Here is a 13,835-nt window from a genome sequence, read left to right as displayed (position 1 = left end):
TGGGTCATTTTCCCGGCAAATTCTGCGTGTATCGGTACGGACAAGGTCAAAACCTGTCTGTGTTAAAAGGTGCCCAATGTCAGATAAACCGGTTCACACGTCGCAACTGCAACGCCCGCTGTCGCTGGCGCAGCGGATCGAGGATTTGCGGACCCGCAAGCCGGAATACCTCAACCATGGGGACGCGCTTTTGATGCAAGGGATTGCTACCGCATCGTTGCGCCAGCAGGTTCTGGCGGGTGACTTCCTGTCGATGGAAGATTAAGTCTCGCCGCGAAACCCCGTCGCTACAACGAATTTTTCCGAACTGTCGGACCGCGAGGCAGGCGGTTTCACGTTGGCCACCTTGGTGAATTTCTGCTTAAGCAGCTTTTGCAAATCGCCCTCGGCCCCTCCGGCCAGAACCTTCGCGACAAATGTGCCGCCTTCTTCCAGCACATCAAAGGCGAAGTAAGCGGCGGTTTCACACAGTGCCATGATGCGCAAATGGTCGGTTTGCTTGTGCCCGGATGAGGCAGCGGCCATGTCCGACATCACCACATCAGCCTTGCCGCCCAACCACTCTTTAACCTTCTCGTCGGCATCGTCTTCCATGAAGTCCAGCACATGCGCGGTCGCGCCCGCCACAGGCTCGACCTCTTGCAAGTCCACACCCAGCACTGTCCCGATCCGCTTGCCGCTTTTTTCGCCCAGCGCGTTCACCCGTTTGACGGCGACCTGCAACCAGCCTCCGGGCGCACAGCCCAGATCCACGACGCGCGCGCCGGGAACCAGAAAGCGGAATTTATCGTCCAGTTCCAATATCTTGAATGCTGCACGCCCCCGGTATCCCTCGGCCTGTGCGCGTTTGACATAGGGGTCGTTCAATTGCCGTTCCAGCCAGCGGGTCGAGCTGAGTTTGCGCCCACGCGCCGTCTTGACCTTAACCTTCAGGTCGCGTTGCCCGCGGCCCGAGTTGCTTTTTCCAGTCGGTGTCTTCGCCATCAGAACGGTCCGTCTTCCAATACGCCGTCCGCGCTCATCTGCGCATAAAGCAGTCCTTCGCGCAGCCCCCGGTCCGCCACGGAAAGGCGGTCGGTGGGCCAGCAGCGCAAGAGGGCCTGCAAAATGGCCGAGCCGGACATGATCAGGGCCTGCCGGTCGTCGCCAATGCGCGGGTCCCGGCGCCGTCCCTGAGGGCCGAGTTCTAGATACCCTCGTATCACTTTGTCAATCTGATCGCTGGTCATGCGCAAACCGTCTACCTTGGTCCGGTCATAGCGCTTCAACCCCAGATGCGAGGCAGCAACGGTTGTCACCGTCCCGCTGGTGCCAACGATCTGGAACCCTTCGCGGGCCTGTTCGTCCTTGTAAGGCGCAAAATCGGCAAGGTTTTCCTCAAAGAACCAGCTCATCAGCGCAAAGCGGGCCGAGTCATCCTCTACATCGTTGAACTGATCGCGCAGTGTTGCAACACCCAGCGGAACGCTGATCCAATCCACCACCTTGGCTGCAGGGAACGGGCTTTCGACCGGGTGAAACCCATGGTGCAACCGCATAATCGCAGCAGGCCGGTCACGGCGGGCAATGGATGAGATATCGATCCACACCAATTCGGTCGAGCCGCCGCCGATATCGACCACCAGCAACTGCTCGGTCTTGGTCGACACGAGAGGCGCGCATGAGATCACGGCCAGGCGTGCTTCTTCCTCGGGCTGGATGATCTCAAGCGTCAGGCCGGTTTCGCGCTTTACCTGACGAATGAAATCACGCGCGTTCTTGGCGCGGCGGCAGGCCTCGGTCGCGACAAGGCGCATCCGTTTGACTTTATTGCGTTTCAGCTTCTGCTGGCAGATGCGCAATGCCTGAATGGTGCGCGCCATCGAAGACCGAGACAGCCGTCCGGTCCTTTCGAGCCCCGCGCCCAACTGCACGGATTTCGAGAAACTGTCGACCACATGAAAGCCGCTGCCCTTGGGCTGGGCAATCAACATGCGACAACTATTTGTACCCAGATCCAGCGCCGCATACAGCGCATCGGGATCGGGCCTTGCCGGCGCGGGGCTTTCGACCGCCTTCGGGAACGCGCCCGCACCTTTGGGACGCTTGGGCGCCATCTTCAACGCCCTCCGATTTTCGAGTTACCCCGACCATAGGTCGCGCGTTCTTATCGCGCAAGACGCTCATTATAGTGATGAGGATTTTGATATGCGCGTTTGATGCCGAATTCGTTACAACCCCGGTATCCCGTCGTAGGCAAAACGTCGTTTGAAATGCGCCTTGTGTCGAAAACCGACCGACCTGCGACCATATAGATGTTTAGAACCGGTCCATCTGGTTAGGAGGAATCATACGCGATGCCTGACGTCACCATCGTTTACTGGCGCGACATCCCCGCTCAAGTCATCGTCGGCAAAGGCCGTCGAGGTGCCAAGCGGCAGTTGGAGGAGCGGTTCGAACAAGCCATCGACCGAGCGGCGATGAAGGTGAATGCCAAGGACAGCGATGCCTATCTGGCCGAATGGCGCAAAGCAGATCCTTTCGCGGTCGAGGGCGAGCCCTCGGAGATCGCCGAAGCCGAAGCAGCGCGTCTGGAAGCGGAATATGATCAGGACCGTATCAAAGCGCTGATCGCAAATGACGGTTGGGCATGAGCCCGAAATCTATATGGGAGGCCGCTATGGCTTTGCTGAACTTCAAAAAACGTGATGCCGCCGAAAACGGCCCTGTGAACCCGACCGTCGAAGCCTTTTTGCAGGGCTATTCGATCGAGGTGATGCCGCGCACCGCCGAAAAGGTCGAAGATTTCCGCGCGCTGCTGCCCGAAGGCACTCGCGTCTACATCGCCCATATCGAGGGCACGCCCATCGAGGACATGGTCAAGACCGCCAAGCGCATCGCCGCCGAGGGCTATCCGGTGATGCCGCACTTCCCCGCGCGGATCATCAAGGACGCCGCGACGCTGGAAAACTGGATTTCGATGTATCAGGGCGAAGCGGGCGTTGAGCAGGCGCTGCTGCTGGCCGGTGGTGTCGAGAAACCCCATGGCGATTTCCACAGCTCGATGCAGCTGATGGAGACCGGTCTGTTCGACAAGGCAGGCTTCAAGCGTCTGCACGTGGCTGGCCACCCCGAGGGCAATAAGGATATTGACCCGGACGGTTCGACCAAGAACGTGGAAGACGCGCTGCGCTGGAAACAGAAATTCAGCGAAACCACCGACGCCGAAATGGCGTTGGCCACTCAGTTCGCCTTTGACGCCAAACCGATCATCGCTTGGGCCGACAGCCTGAAAGAGGCAGGGATCGATTTGCCGATCCATATCGGTATCGCGGGTCCGGCCAAGCTGCAGACCCTGATCAAATTCGCCATCGCCTGCGGTGTTGGCCCCTCGCTGAAGGTTCTGCAAAAGCGCGCCATGGACGTGTCCAAGCTGCTGCTGCCCTACGAGCCCACCGATGTTCTGACCGAGTTGGCCAACCACAAGGCCGCCAACCCGGACTTCAACATCACCAACGTGCATTTCTTCCCACTTGGCGGTATCAAAACCAACGCCACCTGGGCCATCAACAACGGCGGCGCTTCGGCAAAGCCTGCAAACTCCTAAGGAACGGACATGACCCGTACTGTCGTCGAATCAAAAACAAAAACTGCCGTTCTGGGCTTTGACGAACCGTTCTGCGTGATCGGTGAACGGATCAACCCCACGGGCCGCAAGAAACTGGCTGCGGAACTGGAAGCGGGCGATTTCTCGACTGTTGAGAAAGACGCGCTGGCACAGGTTGCGGCAGGCGCGACCGTTCTGGATATCAACGCGGGTGTTGTCTACAACTCGAACCCCAACCCGAACGAGACCGAGCCGCCGCTGATGACCAAGATCGTCGAGTTGGTGCAGGGTCTGGTCGATGTGCCGCTGTGCATCGACAGCTCGGTTCCTGGTGCTCTGGAAGCCGGTCTTGAGGCGGCTGAAGGCCGTCCGCTGCTGAACTCGGTCACCGGTGAAGAAGAGCGTCTGGAGCTGGTTCTGCCGCTGGTCAAGAAATACAACGTGCCGGTTGTGGCGATCTCGAATGACGATACCGGGATTTCCGAAGACCCCGATGTGCGGTTCGACGTGGCCAAGAAGATCGTGGAACGGGCAGCCGATTTCGGCATTCCGGCGCATGACATCGTGGTTGACCCGCTGGTCATGCCCATCGGCGCGATGGCAACCGCTGGCCAGCAGGTGTTTGCGCTGGTCCGTCGTTTGCGTGAAGAGCTGGGCGTGAATACCACTTGCGGCGCGTCCAACATCTCGTTCGGCCTGCCGAACCGCCACGGCATCAACAACGCCTTCCTGCCGATGGCGATGGGCGCAGGCATGACCTCTGCGATCATGAACCCGGTCGCGCTGCCCGTTGGTCCCAAGAAGCTGGCTGAAAAGAAGGCCGAGGTCGAAGCCAAAGGTATCATTCTGCCTGCGGATATGGATGATGAGACCTTCTGCCAGCTGTTTGGTCTGGGCTCGACCCAGCCGCGTGCTGGCAAGGAAATGGAGGCCATCCGCGCCGCCAACCTGCTGACCAATAACGACCCGCATGGCGGGGCATGGATCAAGTTCAACAAATCACCTGAAGAAGCCGCAGCAGGCGGTGCTGCAGGCGGTCGTCGCGGCGGTGGCCGTCGTCGTCGCGCCTGATCCGTCGGCAAGAAAGAACAGAAGGCCGGGCCAACTGCCCGGCCTTTTTTGTTCTGGATTTTCTTGTCCTTTGGTGAAGGTTGCGACTTGTGTTTGGGAAAGCGGCAATGCTATCCCAAACCCTGCGGCGGGTATGATGTAATGGTAGCCTGTCAGCTTCCCAAGCTGAACGCGCGGGTTCGATTCCCGCTACCCGCTCCAGTTTTCCCAGATCAGATCACGCGGCCCGGCGCGCCTGAAACAGGTTGATAATTGCCGGGATTTCGATGCCGTTTTCGGTGTCGAATTGCTCAAGGTTTTTGGCAACGTCGGCTTCAATGGCCGCTACATCCTCGTCGGTTCCATTGAAATAGCCGATCACACGGGCCGCCGGTCCAACTCGCGTACACAGCGCAGCGGTGCCCGGCACACCGTTGAAACCAGGCAAGGACAATGGCACGGGGTCTGCCTTGATGTCGGTCAGTCCAGCGTCGTTCATCATCCCGGCGACATGGTCCAGATCGTGAAAGGCAAGCGGTCCGGGGGCAAATCGGCCATATTTGGGCGGATTACCCAGACGCGCAGTGGCAGAGACGTGAGGAATCTTGAACCAAGGATTGCCTGCGAGCGGCCCCCATGCGGCAAAAGTCATCTGTCCACCGGGTTTCAGCGCGCTTGCGATATTGCGGAATGCCGCAACCGAGTCCTGAAAGAACATGACCCCGAACCTCGAAATCGCAGCATCGAATTCGCCTTCCGGAAAAGCCTGTGTCTGGGCGTCAGCGCAAAGAAAACTCATATTTGTCAGGTTTTCAGCGCGTGCGCGTTCCTGGGCGCGGTCCAGAAAGGCCTGCGAGATGTCTGCGCTTTGGACATGACCCGAACCGCCGACACGCTTCGCCGCTGCAAGCGAACTGACGCCGGTGCCACATCCGATGTCCAATACCCGCATACCTTCGACAATATTGGCGCGGCTTAGAACAAGGTCCAGCACTGGGGTGAATACGTGATCCAACTGATCCTCGTATGTCAGCCATTTCACACCCGACGGCGACTTGCCCCAATACTCAGCCTGTTCTTCGTTCGGTGTGTGCATTGGGGCCTCCGTCGTTTGATCCGACTATGACCTGCGGCGGCGACGACGGCCAGATTTTTCGTCATCCCCGCCGCCGGTGTTGAAGGACGGCGCGGGCAGGGTGACCACCTGCGCCAGTTCTGGGAACGGGTCGGTTTTATGCGGGATCGCGTTGGCGGCGACGAAATGTTCCTGAAACTTTGGCTCGATGGCGGTTTCGACCTTGGTGATCTCGCGCACAACACGCTCGATTTCCTTACGCGATCCGATGTTGCACAGCGCGATCCGCGCGCCGGTGCCAGCGGCGTTGCCCGCGCTTGAGACCTTGTCCAGCGGTGCGTCGGGGATCATGCCCAGCACCATCGCGTGTTTGGTCGAGATATGCGCGCCAAACGCCCCGGCCAGAACCACGCGGTCAACGGTGTCGACCTCCATCTCATCCATCAGCAGGCGCGCACCGGCATAGAGTGCCGATTTCGCCAGCTGGATGGCGCGGATGTCACCTTGGGTCACGGTGATACGCGGGCCGCCCTCGGCGCTGGCATCGTGGATCAGATAGGCGTGGGTGCGGCCTTCGGGTACGCAGCGGGCGGTGCCGGTTTGCTCGGCGGACCCGATCAAGCCGCTTTCATCCAGCAGCCCGGCGATGCGCATCTCGGCCACAGCCTCGATAATGCCCGAGCCACAGATGCCAGTGATCCCGGTGGTGGCGATATCCTGATCAAAGCCGTCTTCGTCCGACCACTTGTCCGATCCGATGATGCGGAAGCGGGGTTCCTTGGTTGCAGGGTCAATTTCGATGCGCTCAATCGCGCCGGGGGCGGCGCGCTGGCCGGAACTGATCTGCGCGCCCTCAAACGCGGGGCCGGTGGGTGAGGAACAGGCCAGCACGCGTGTGGTGTTGCCCAGCAGGATTTCGGCATTGGTGCCCACATCGACGATCAACACGAGGTCTTCGGACTTGCCGGGTTCTTCGGAGAGCGCAACGGCAGCACAGTCGGCGCCCACATGTCCCGCAATACAGGGTAGGATATAAACCTGCGCGCGCGGGTTCATCTTGGTCAGGTCCATCTCACGTGCGGGCAAGGACATGCTCTCGGATGTGGCCAGCGCGAAGGGGGCCTGCCCCAGCTCGACCGGGTCCAGACCCAGGAGCAAATGGTGCATGACCGGGTTGCAGACGAAGACCGTTTCCACGATCAGCGCGGCGTCGATCCCGCCCTCATCCGCGATCGAGGTGGTCAGGTCGTTGATCGCCTCGCGCACCGCGCGGGTCATTTCCTGATCGCCGCCGGGGTTCATCATGGCGTAGGAGACGCGGCTCATCAGGTCTTCGCCAAAGCGGATCTGCGGGTTCATCAGGCCCGAGGAGGCCTTAACCTCACCGGTTTCCAGATCGGTCAGATGGGCTGCGATGGTGGTTGAACCAAGGTCGATGGCCAAACCGTACAGGCCTTGTTCATGCAGACCGGGCCAAATTTCGACCACCTTGGCGACCTCATCCTTGTGGCCTTTGTGGACGGCCACCGTGACCTCCCATTTGCCTTTGCGCAGCACCGGTTGCAGCTTGGCCATCAGCGACAGATCGGCAGTGACGGCGTCGATCTTCCACTGCTCTCGCAGGGCACGTTCCAGCCGTTCCAGATCGCCGGTGGGCGAATGCATGTCGGGTTCTTCGACCACCACGAAATACAGCCGCGTCACCGGGTCCATGGTGATGGCGCGTGCAGCAGCCGCTTTGCGGACGACCTGACGATGGACCTGAGATTCAGGGGGCACGTCGATTACGATATCGCCTTGAACCGTCGCCTGACAGCCCAGACGGCGGCCCGGTTTCAGCCCGCGTTTGTCGTCATAGCGTTGTTCAACCGCGTTCCATTCGCTCAGCGCGTCCTCGGATACGGTGACACCGTGCTTGGGAAACTCGCCATAGCTGGGCGTGATCTGACATTTCGAGCAAATCCCGCGCCCGCCGCAGACCGAGTCCAGATCGACGCCCAACTGCCGGGCGGCGGTCAGAACCGGGGTGCCAACGGGGAAATGCCCGCGTTTGCCCGAGGGGGTAAAGACAACAAGGGGGTCGGTGGTCATGTCGGGCCTGCCTTTTGTATTCGCGCGTATGCCGGGGAAGATATGGGTTTGTGCGCAAAGGGAAAGGCCAATCAGCGGCACGTTTGTCACCGGTTGCGTCGTTTTTTGCCGCGGCAATGACCCGCAGGGGAAAACTAGTTCAGATCAGGGGCTTTCCCTTGGGTTCAATCCATGTCATAGGGTCGCCGTCAAACGGGGTTTTGCATGGGGTTAGCAGATGCAGATTCGTGAGGCACTCACCTTTGACGACGTACTTCTGGTTCCGGGCGCATCATCAGTGCTGCCCGCAACGGCGGATACGACCACGCGTGTGACGCGCGAGATCACCATGAACATTCCGCTGCTGAGTTCGGCGATGGACACAGTGACCGAAGCCCGCATGGCGATTGCCATGGCGCAGGCCGGTGGCATCGGAGTGATCCACAAGAACCTGACAACCGAGGAACAGGCCCGCGAAGTGCGCCGGGTCAAACGGTTCGAATCCGGTATTGTCTATAACCCCGTCACCCTGCGCGCCGATCAGACTCTGGCCGACGCCAAGGCGCTGGTCGAGCGGTACAATTTCACCGGCTTCCCTGTGGTCGATCCCGATGGTCGCGTGGTCGGGATCGTGACCAACCGCGACATGCGCTTCGCGACCTCGGACGACACGCCGATCCACGCAATGATGACCACCGACAATCTGGCAATGCTTCAGGAACCGGCTGATCTGGAAGAGGCGAAAAGCCTGATGAAGGCCCGCCGGATCGAAAAGCTGCTGGTCGTAGATGGCGCAGGCAAGCTGACCGGCCTGCTAACCCTGAAAGACACCGAACAAGCAGTGCTTAACCCCACAGCCTGCAAGGACCGTCTGGGCCGCCTGCGTGTTGCGGCGGCGACTTCGGTCGGGGACGCAGGTTTTGAGCGGTCCGAGCAATTGGTGGATTCAGGCGTCGACATCATCGTTGTGGACACCGCGCATGGCCATTCGCAAGGTGTGTTGGACGCGGTGAAGCGGGTGAAGACCCTGTCGAACGAAGTTCAGATCATCGCGGGCAACGTCGCGACCGGCGACGCGACCAAGGCGCTGATTGATGCGGGTGCGGATGCGATCAAGGTTGGGATCGGGCCGGGCTCGATCTGTACCACGCGGATGGTGGCTGGCGTGGGCGTGCCGCAGCTGACGGCGATCATGGATTGTGCCTCAGCCGCCGGAGACGTGCCGGTGATTGCCGATGGCGGCATCAAGTTCTCGGGTGATTTCGCCAAGGCGATTGCCGCGGGGGCGTCCTGCGCCATGGTCGGTTCGATGATTGCGGGCACCGATGAAAGCCCTGGTGAGGTCATTCTGTATCAGGGCCGTTCGTTCAAATCCTATCGTGGCATGGGCAGCCTGGGCGCGATGGCGCGCGGCTCGGCCGATCGCTATTTCCAGAAGGACGCCGCCAACGACAAGCTGGTTCCTGAAGGGATCGAGGGGCAGGTGCCTTATAAGGGATCTGCTAGCGCGGTGGTGCATCAACTGGTCGGCGGTCTGCGCGCGGCCATGGGATATACCGGCTGTGCCACCGTGGAAGAGATGCGCAGGAACTGCAATTTCGTAAAGATCACGGGTGCAGGGCTGAAAGAAAGCCACGTGCATGACGTGCAGATTACGCGCGAAAGCCCGAACTATCGGGTGATGTAAAACCTAAACCATTGCAACTCGGCGCTCGGTTTGGGCGCCGTTTTGCATTCCAGCCACCTTATCGGACAGACCTATGATCCCAGCAGCCCGGGTACAGGCCTCTATCGAGATTCTTGATCAGATACTTTTGGGTGTCCCGGTTGAAAAAGCGTTGACGGGCTGGGCGCGGCGCAGCCGGTTTGCGGGCTCCAAGGACCGGGCCGCGATACGGGATCACGTGTTTCAGGCGTTGCGGTGCAAGCGATCTTATGCCGCCCTAGGTGGGGCCGAGACCGGGCGTGGCCTGATGATCGGCGCTTTGCGTGCTGTTGGGGCGGATTTGGCTGAAACGTTTACGGGGCAGGGCCATGCGCCAGATGCGCTGACCGATGACGAAGTGGGCCGCGATTTCGCGTCGGATGCCGAGCGCTATGACATCCCCGACTGGTTGTGGCCTATGTTTCAATCGTCTCTGGGCAATGAGGCTGTGGCGGTCGCCCAGGCACTGCAAAACCGGGCACCGGTTCACGTGCGGGTCAACCTGTCCAAGTCGGATCGGGCAGGTGCCATTGCCGCTTTGGCGACCGACGGAATAGTGGCGCAAGAACACCCGGCTTGTGACACCGCGCTGGAGATTGGGGAAGGCGCGCGCAAGATTGCGCAAAGCCGCGCTTATTCCGAAGGTGTGGTCGAATTGCAGGATGCGGCAAGTCAGGCCGTTGTGGCAGCACTGGATTTGCGACCAGGTTTGCGCGTTCTGGACTATTGCGCTGGCGGCGGGGGGAAATCTCTGGCTTTTGCGGCCTATTCCGGGGTCGAGGTTTTTGCCCATGACGTAAACCCCGAACGGATGCGCGATCTGCCCGCGCGCGCCGAACGGGCCGCTGCGCGGATCAAGATGCTGGCAACCGATGAGGTGGCGTCCCAAGCGCCTTTCGACATTGTACTGGTCGATGCGCCCTGTTCCGGCAGTGGATCATGGCGGCGGGCGCCGGCGGGGAAATGGGCGTTGGATGCGCAACGGCTGACTGAATTGACAGCGCTTCAATCCCGAATTCTGTCAGACACGTCTGTCTTGGTCGATGCGGGCGGTGTGCTGGCTTATGCAACATGCTCGATGCTGAACGAGGAAAACGGTGCCGTAGTAGATAAATTTACGTCCGCCCATCCTGACTGGTCAGAGAGTTTTCGCAAACTGTGGCTGGCGTCCCACGGAACGGATGGGTTCTTTGCAGCACACTTGACGCGATAGGCGGTCGCGAAATAACAACCTTGAGGAGAGTGTCTGAATTTCATTAAACGGACATTAACCTATTTTGGGCTCACTTGCGCGAACGCCCCAAGACCAGAGTTGTTTATGTCAGAAACCACAGATGTTTTTTCCGACCTCGCCCTTCGCAAAACTCCGGCAGTGGCGCGGCTGACGCTGTTGGCTGTTGTTGGAATTCTGGTCGCCATAGCCCCCTTGGCAGGCGTGTTGCCGGGCGGCTGGGGTGGGGGGTTTATCGTTGCGGGAATCTCGCTTTTAACGGCAGGTGCGCTGGTTGCGGCACGTGGTGGCATCATGGATTGGGCCACGAGGAAATCCGCGGGGGTGATGGCAGCATTTGCGGAACAAGACCTGTTTCCCTGCATCACCGCCAATGCAGATGGCGTCATTCTGACCGCAAACACCGCCGCACGTGAACGGTTTCATGCAGCGCCAGGCACGCGAATTGATAAGTGCCTTACGGCCATTTTTGCTAATCCGGCGGCGATTTTACTGCGCCTTCAGGCAATGGCCGAAATCCACGGCAAAGCGCGAGAAGAGGTTGTTTCCGTCGGTTCAACCGTTCCGATATCGGTTTTTGAGGTGAACAATGACTTGTTTTGCTGGCGGTTTCATCTGGAAGCGCCGGGTCAGTGGGAAGACGTTTCGGTCCCGGTAGTGACGCTTGGACGCAACGGAGCAGTGATACGTTCCAACAGGATGGCGAAACATCTTCTGGGTCAGACACCGGAAACAGCTAAACAGCTCCTTTCCAGTGAGCCGCCTGAGGATGGTAAAATCGTCTCGATTGACACCAAGGATGGTTCGGTTTCCGTGGTCACTAAGGAACTGTCCAAATCGGGATCGGTCGTCGACTTGGCTCTGGTTCCAGTGGACACTTCAAACACTCCTCGAACTGAGGCTCAGTTTGCTGACCTTCCGGTTGCCATCATGTGTCTGTCGCCGAACGGAGAAATTCTGGACGCCAACCGGCTGGCCGTGAAACTTGTTGGCGAGATCGTTCCAGGCCAGACAAATGTTGTCCAGATTATGCAGGGGCTCGGCTATCCCATCTTGGATTGGCTGGCCCGCGCAGCGGCCGAAGACAGCCCGCCAAGTTCGGAGTTTCTGCGCTTGCCAAGGCAGGACAAAGAGATGTTCGTGCAGGTGACGCTGAGCCGCGTGGTAAATAACGGCGAGGTCTGCCTGATCGCGGTTCTGAACGATGCCACCGAACTCAAGACACTTGAGGCACAATTCGTACAGGGCCAAAAGATGCAGGCCGTCGGTCAGTTGGCCGGGGGCGTGGCGCATGATTTCAACAACCTGCTGACGGCGATTTCGGGGCATTGCGACCTGTTGCTGCTGAGGCATGATCAGAATGATCCTAACTATGGTGATCTGGTGCAGATTAACCAGAATGCCAACAGGGCGGCAGCACTGGTCAGTCAGTTGCTGGCCTTCTCTCGCAAGCAGACTTTGCAGCCCGAGGTGTTGGACTTGCGGGACACGATCTCGGACCTGATCCATCTGTTGAACCGGCTGGTGGGTGAGAAAATCCGCCTAATCCTCAGCCATGATCCAGTGCTGAAACCGGTGCGCGCCGACAAGCGGCAGTTGGAACAAGTGTTCATGAACTTAGTCGTGAATGCCCGCGACGCCATGCCCGAAGGTGGCGAGGTGCGGATCGAGACTGAAGTGGTGTCGCTGACTGAGCCTCTGCGCCGCGATCGCGCTACAGTGCAACCGGGGGAGTATGTCACCGTCAAGGTGATTGATAGTGGTACGGGTATTCCGGCGGACAAGCTGCAAAAAGTGTTCGAGCCTTTCTACACAACTAAACGTACGGGCGAGGGGACGGGGCTAGGCCTGTCAACGGTCTACGGTATTGTGAAACAGACCGGCGGTTTCATCTTTGTTGACAGCGTTTTGGGCCGGGGAACCGAGTTTACGGTTTATCTGCCGGTCTCAGCCGCATCCGAACGTGTCGAAGAACCCGCCGTGCAGGCACCGCAAACACAAGCTGCGCGTCAGGGTGAAGGCGTAGTTCTGTTGGTCGAGGATGAAGCACCGGTGCGCGCCTTTGCAACCCGCGCGCTGCGCCTGAAGGGCTATACCGTTTTGGAAGCAGATTCGGCAGAAGAGGCGCTGCATCTGCTGGAAGACGGGGCCCTGAATGTCGATCTCTTCGTCACCGACGTGGTGATGCCGGGCATGGATGGCCCAACCTGGGTGCGTCAGGCGATGAAAGACCGTCCAGATGTCCGCGTCATTTTCATGTCGGGATATACCGAAGGGGCATTTGGCGACTCGGGTCCCGAGCTTGCGCATTCGGCTTTCCTGCCGAAGCCGTTTTCCTTGAACGAACTGACCGAAGCGGTGTTCCAGCAATTGAACTGAAACAGTCAGAGGGCCGCGTCGTGACACGCGAACTCGGCCGCATGTTTGCGCCGGAATTTGCGCTCGGTTTCGGCGCTTAGCGTCAAGTCACGGAGGGGAGAGACATTCTCGCGCGGTAGTGTGATCTCCATATTCAGACGGGATTGTAGGAAGCTCAGGATTTTGTCCTGATGTTCATATTTGAAGACGTGCGTCGCCCCGAATCCGTTGCTGCGGGTGCGGAAGAACTGGCTCTGGCTGCCGACATCCGCATATTCTGGACGCGGGGATTGCATATAGGCCTGAACATAGTCGTCAAAGCTGAGATCATGGGTTGAATGAGGGTGATTCAGCCGCTCGGGACGGCTGCGGAATCGATACCAACTGCCCAGCCAGTCGATCGGTTCGCGGACCACGGCCATGATCTCCATCTCTGTGTCGTGCATTTTTCTGAAAATGTTCTGAAAGAAACGGTCATAGCGCCGGACCGGAGCATGTTTCAGGTCGGGCGGTCCTGTGACAACGATATCCGCCCGGTCCCGCAAAGCGCTGTGGTAAGCGGTGCTGCCGGTTTTGGGGACGGACAGAAATGCAAGACGTTCCACATAGAAAACAAGCATTTAATTGTCCCTGTCAGAGTTCATTCTTTTTTGCAGATTGGCGTAAACGACTCTTTAACACAATTGCCGAAAGGTAAGTTCTGTAAGTTTTAGTTGAAATGTTCTCTTTTTGGTCTCATAAGGAACAAGAGGCGAACAAA

12 protein-coding genes and 1 tRNA gene are annotated in these 13,835 nt (G+C 59.2%); 8 read left to right on the top strand and 5 right to left on the bottom strand.

Annotated elements, in window-relative coordinates; genetic code table 11:
- Positions 1 to 76 precede the first annotated feature (76 nt).
- Positions 77 to 265: a hypothetical protein gene (locus tag GOV80_RS00300; protein ID WP_170769808.1), complete on the top strand. Its 189-nt coding sequence runs from the start codon at positions 77 to 79 to the stop codon at positions 263 to 265.
- Here GOV80_RS00300 and GOV80_RS00295 read toward each other — a convergent pair.
- Together GOV80_RS00295 and GOV80_RS00290 are read right to left on the bottom strand one after the other, a co-directional pair.
- The gene (locus GOV80_RS00295; RefSeq protein ID WP_170769807.1) at positions 262 to 984 is read right to left on the bottom strand and encodes an RlmE family RNA methyltransferase; all 723 of its coding nucleotides are present in this window, start codon (positions 982 to 984) and stop codon (positions 262 to 264) included. The two genes, GOV80_RS00300 and GOV80_RS00295, sit on opposite strands and share 4 nt — an antisense overlap.
- The gene (locus GOV80_RS00290; protein ID WP_170769806.1) at positions 984 to 2,096 is read right to left on the bottom strand and encodes a Ppx/GppA phosphatase family protein; all 1,113 of its coding nucleotides are present in this window, start codon (positions 2,094 to 2,096) and stop codon (positions 984 to 986) included. Before GOV80_RS00290 ends, GOV80_RS00295 begins: the two co-directional genes overlap by 1 nt.
- A 240-nt stretch (positions 2,097 to 2,336) precedes the next feature.
- On the opposite strand from GOV80_RS00290, the gene GOV80_RS00285 reads away from it, so the two are divergent.
- The 4 genes from GOV80_RS00285 (at position 2,337) to GOV80_RS00270 (ending at position 4,858) form a co-directional block, all read left to right on the top strand.
- Positions 2,337 to 2,633, top strand: a complete 297-nt coding sequence (locus GOV80_RS00285; protein ID WP_170769805.1) for a virulence factor — start codon at positions 2,337 to 2,339, stop codon at positions 2,631 to 2,633.
- A 26-nt stretch (positions 2,634 to 2,659) separates the two neighbouring features.
- On the top strand, positions 2,660 to 3,586 hold the full coding sequence (locus GOV80_RS00280) for a methylenetetrahydrofolate reductase (protein WP_170782429.1): 927 nt from the start codon (positions 2,660 to 2,662) through the stop codon (positions 3,584 to 3,586).
- Between the two features lie 9 nt (positions 3,587 to 3,595).
- On the top strand, positions 3,596 to 4,657 hold the full coding sequence (locus GOV80_RS00275) for a methyltetrahydrofolate cobalamin methyltransferase (RefSeq protein WP_170782428.1): 1,062 nt from the start codon (positions 3,596 to 3,598) through the stop codon (positions 4,655 to 4,657).
- 127 nt (positions 4,658 to 4,784) lie between these two features.
- Positions 4,785 to 4,858 (top strand) — tRNA-Gly (locus tag GOV80_RS00270).
- Between the two features lie 16 nt (positions 4,859 to 4,874).
- Here the strand turns inward: GOV80_RS00270 and GOV80_RS00265 are convergent.
- Together GOV80_RS00265 and GOV80_RS00260 are read right to left on the bottom strand one after the other, a co-directional pair.
- Positions 4,875 to 5,732: a class I SAM-dependent methyltransferase gene (locus GOV80_RS00265; protein ID WP_170782427.1), complete on the bottom strand. Its 858-nt coding sequence runs from the start codon at positions 5,730 to 5,732 to the stop codon at positions 4,875 to 4,877.
- 24 nt (positions 5,733 to 5,756) lie between these two features.
- The gene (locus GOV80_RS00260) at positions 5,757 to 7,802 is read right to left on the bottom strand and encodes an ASKHA domain-containing protein (protein WP_170782426.1); all 2,046 of its coding nucleotides are present in this window, start codon (positions 7,800 to 7,802) and stop codon (positions 5,757 to 5,759) included.
- Positions 7,803 to 8,019: 217 nt separating this feature from the next.
- On the opposite strand from GOV80_RS00260, the gene guaB reads away from it, so the two are divergent.
- The 3 genes from guaB to GOV80_RS00245 all read left to right on the top strand — a co-directional run bounded on the left by guaB (position 8,020) and on the right by GOV80_RS00245 (position 13,096).
- Positions 8,020 to 9,468 carry an IMP dehydrogenase gene (guaB, locus tag GOV80_RS00255; RefSeq protein WP_170782425.1) on the top strand — a complete coding sequence of 483 codons (1,449 nt, stop codon included), beginning with the start codon at positions 8,020 to 8,022 and terminating at the stop codon, positions 9,466 to 9,468.
- Positions 9,469 to 9,541: 73 nt separating this feature from the next.
- Positions 9,542 to 10,699, top strand: a complete 1,158-nt coding sequence (locus GOV80_RS00250) for an RsmB/NOP family class I SAM-dependent RNA methyltransferase (protein WP_170782424.1) — start codon at positions 9,542 to 9,544, stop codon at positions 10,697 to 10,699.
- 105 nt (positions 10,700 to 10,804) lie between these two features.
- Positions 10,805 to 13,096 carry an ATP-binding protein gene (locus GOV80_RS00245; protein ID WP_170782423.1) on the top strand — a complete coding sequence of 764 codons (2,292 nt, stop codon included), beginning with the start codon at positions 10,805 to 10,807 and terminating at the stop codon, positions 13,094 to 13,096.
- A 5-nt stretch (positions 13,097 to 13,101) separates the two neighbouring features.
- Here GOV80_RS00245 and GOV80_RS00240 read toward each other — a convergent pair whose 3' ends face one another.
- The gene (locus tag GOV80_RS00240) at positions 13,102 to 13,695 is read right to left on the bottom strand and encodes a sulfotransferase family 2 domain-containing protein (RefSeq protein ID WP_170782422.1); all 594 of its coding nucleotides are present in this window, start codon (positions 13,693 to 13,695) and stop codon (positions 13,102 to 13,104) included.
- Positions 13,696 to 13,835 lie beyond the last annotated feature (140 nt).

Source organism: Ruegeria lacuscaerulensis, from assembly GCF_013034685.1.
Classification (GTDB): domain Bacteria; phylum Pseudomonadota; class Alphaproteobacteria; order Rhodobacterales; family Rhodobacteraceae; genus Ruegeria; species Ruegeria lacuscaerulensis_B.
The sequence above is the reverse complement of the archived record's forward strand: the minus strand, read 5'-3'. Positions and strand labels throughout refer to the sequence as shown.

Excerpts from the sequence above, each read along its gene's own strand:
- GOV80_RS00275 (WP_170782428.1), top strand. The coding sequence starts at position 3,596 with ATGACCCGTACTGTCGTCGAATCAAAAACAAAAACTGCCGTTCTGGGC.
- GOV80_RS00250 (WP_170782424.1), top strand. The coding sequence starts at position 9,542 with ATGATCCCAGCAGCCCGGGTACAGGCCTCTATCGAGATTCTTGATCAG.
- GOV80_RS00290 (WP_170769806.1), bottom strand. The coding sequence starts at position 2,096 with ATGGCGCCCAAGCGTCCCAAAGGTGCGGGCGCGTTCCCGAAGGCGGTC.
- GOV80_RS00285 (WP_170769805.1), top strand. The coding sequence starts at position 2,337 with ATGCCTGACGTCACCATCGTTTACTGGCGCGACATCCCCGCTCAAGTC.
- GOV80_RS00260 (WP_170782426.1), bottom strand. The coding sequence starts at position 7,802 with ATGACCACCGACCCCCTTGTTGTCTTTACCCCCTCGGGCAAACGCGGG.
- GOV80_RS00300 (WP_170769808.1), top strand. The coding sequence starts at position 77 with ATGTCAGATAAACCGGTTCACACGTCGCAACTGCAACGCCCGCTGTCG.
- GOV80_RS00280 (WP_170782429.1), top strand. The coding sequence starts at position 2,660 with ATGGCTTTGCTGAACTTCAAAAAACGTGATGCCGCCGAAAACGGCCCT.
- guaB (WP_170782425.1), top strand. The coding sequence starts at position 8,020 with ATGCAGATTCGTGAGGCACTCACCTTTGACGACGTACTTCTGGTTCCG.
- GOV80_RS00245 (WP_170782423.1), top strand. The coding sequence starts at position 10,805 with ATGTCAGAAACCACAGATGTTTTTTCCGACCTCGCCCTTCGCAAAACT.
- GOV80_RS00295 (WP_170769807.1), bottom strand. The coding sequence starts at position 984 with ATGGCGAAGACACCGACTGGAAAAAGCAACTCGGGCCGCGGGCAACGC.
- GOV80_RS00265 (WP_170782427.1), bottom strand. The coding sequence starts at position 5,732 with ATGCACACACCGAACGAAGAACAGGCTGAGTATTGGGGCAAGTCGCCG.
- GOV80_RS00240 (WP_170782422.1), bottom strand. The coding sequence starts at position 13,695 with ATGCTTGTTTTCTATGTGGAACGTCTTGCATTTCTGTCCGTCCCCAAA.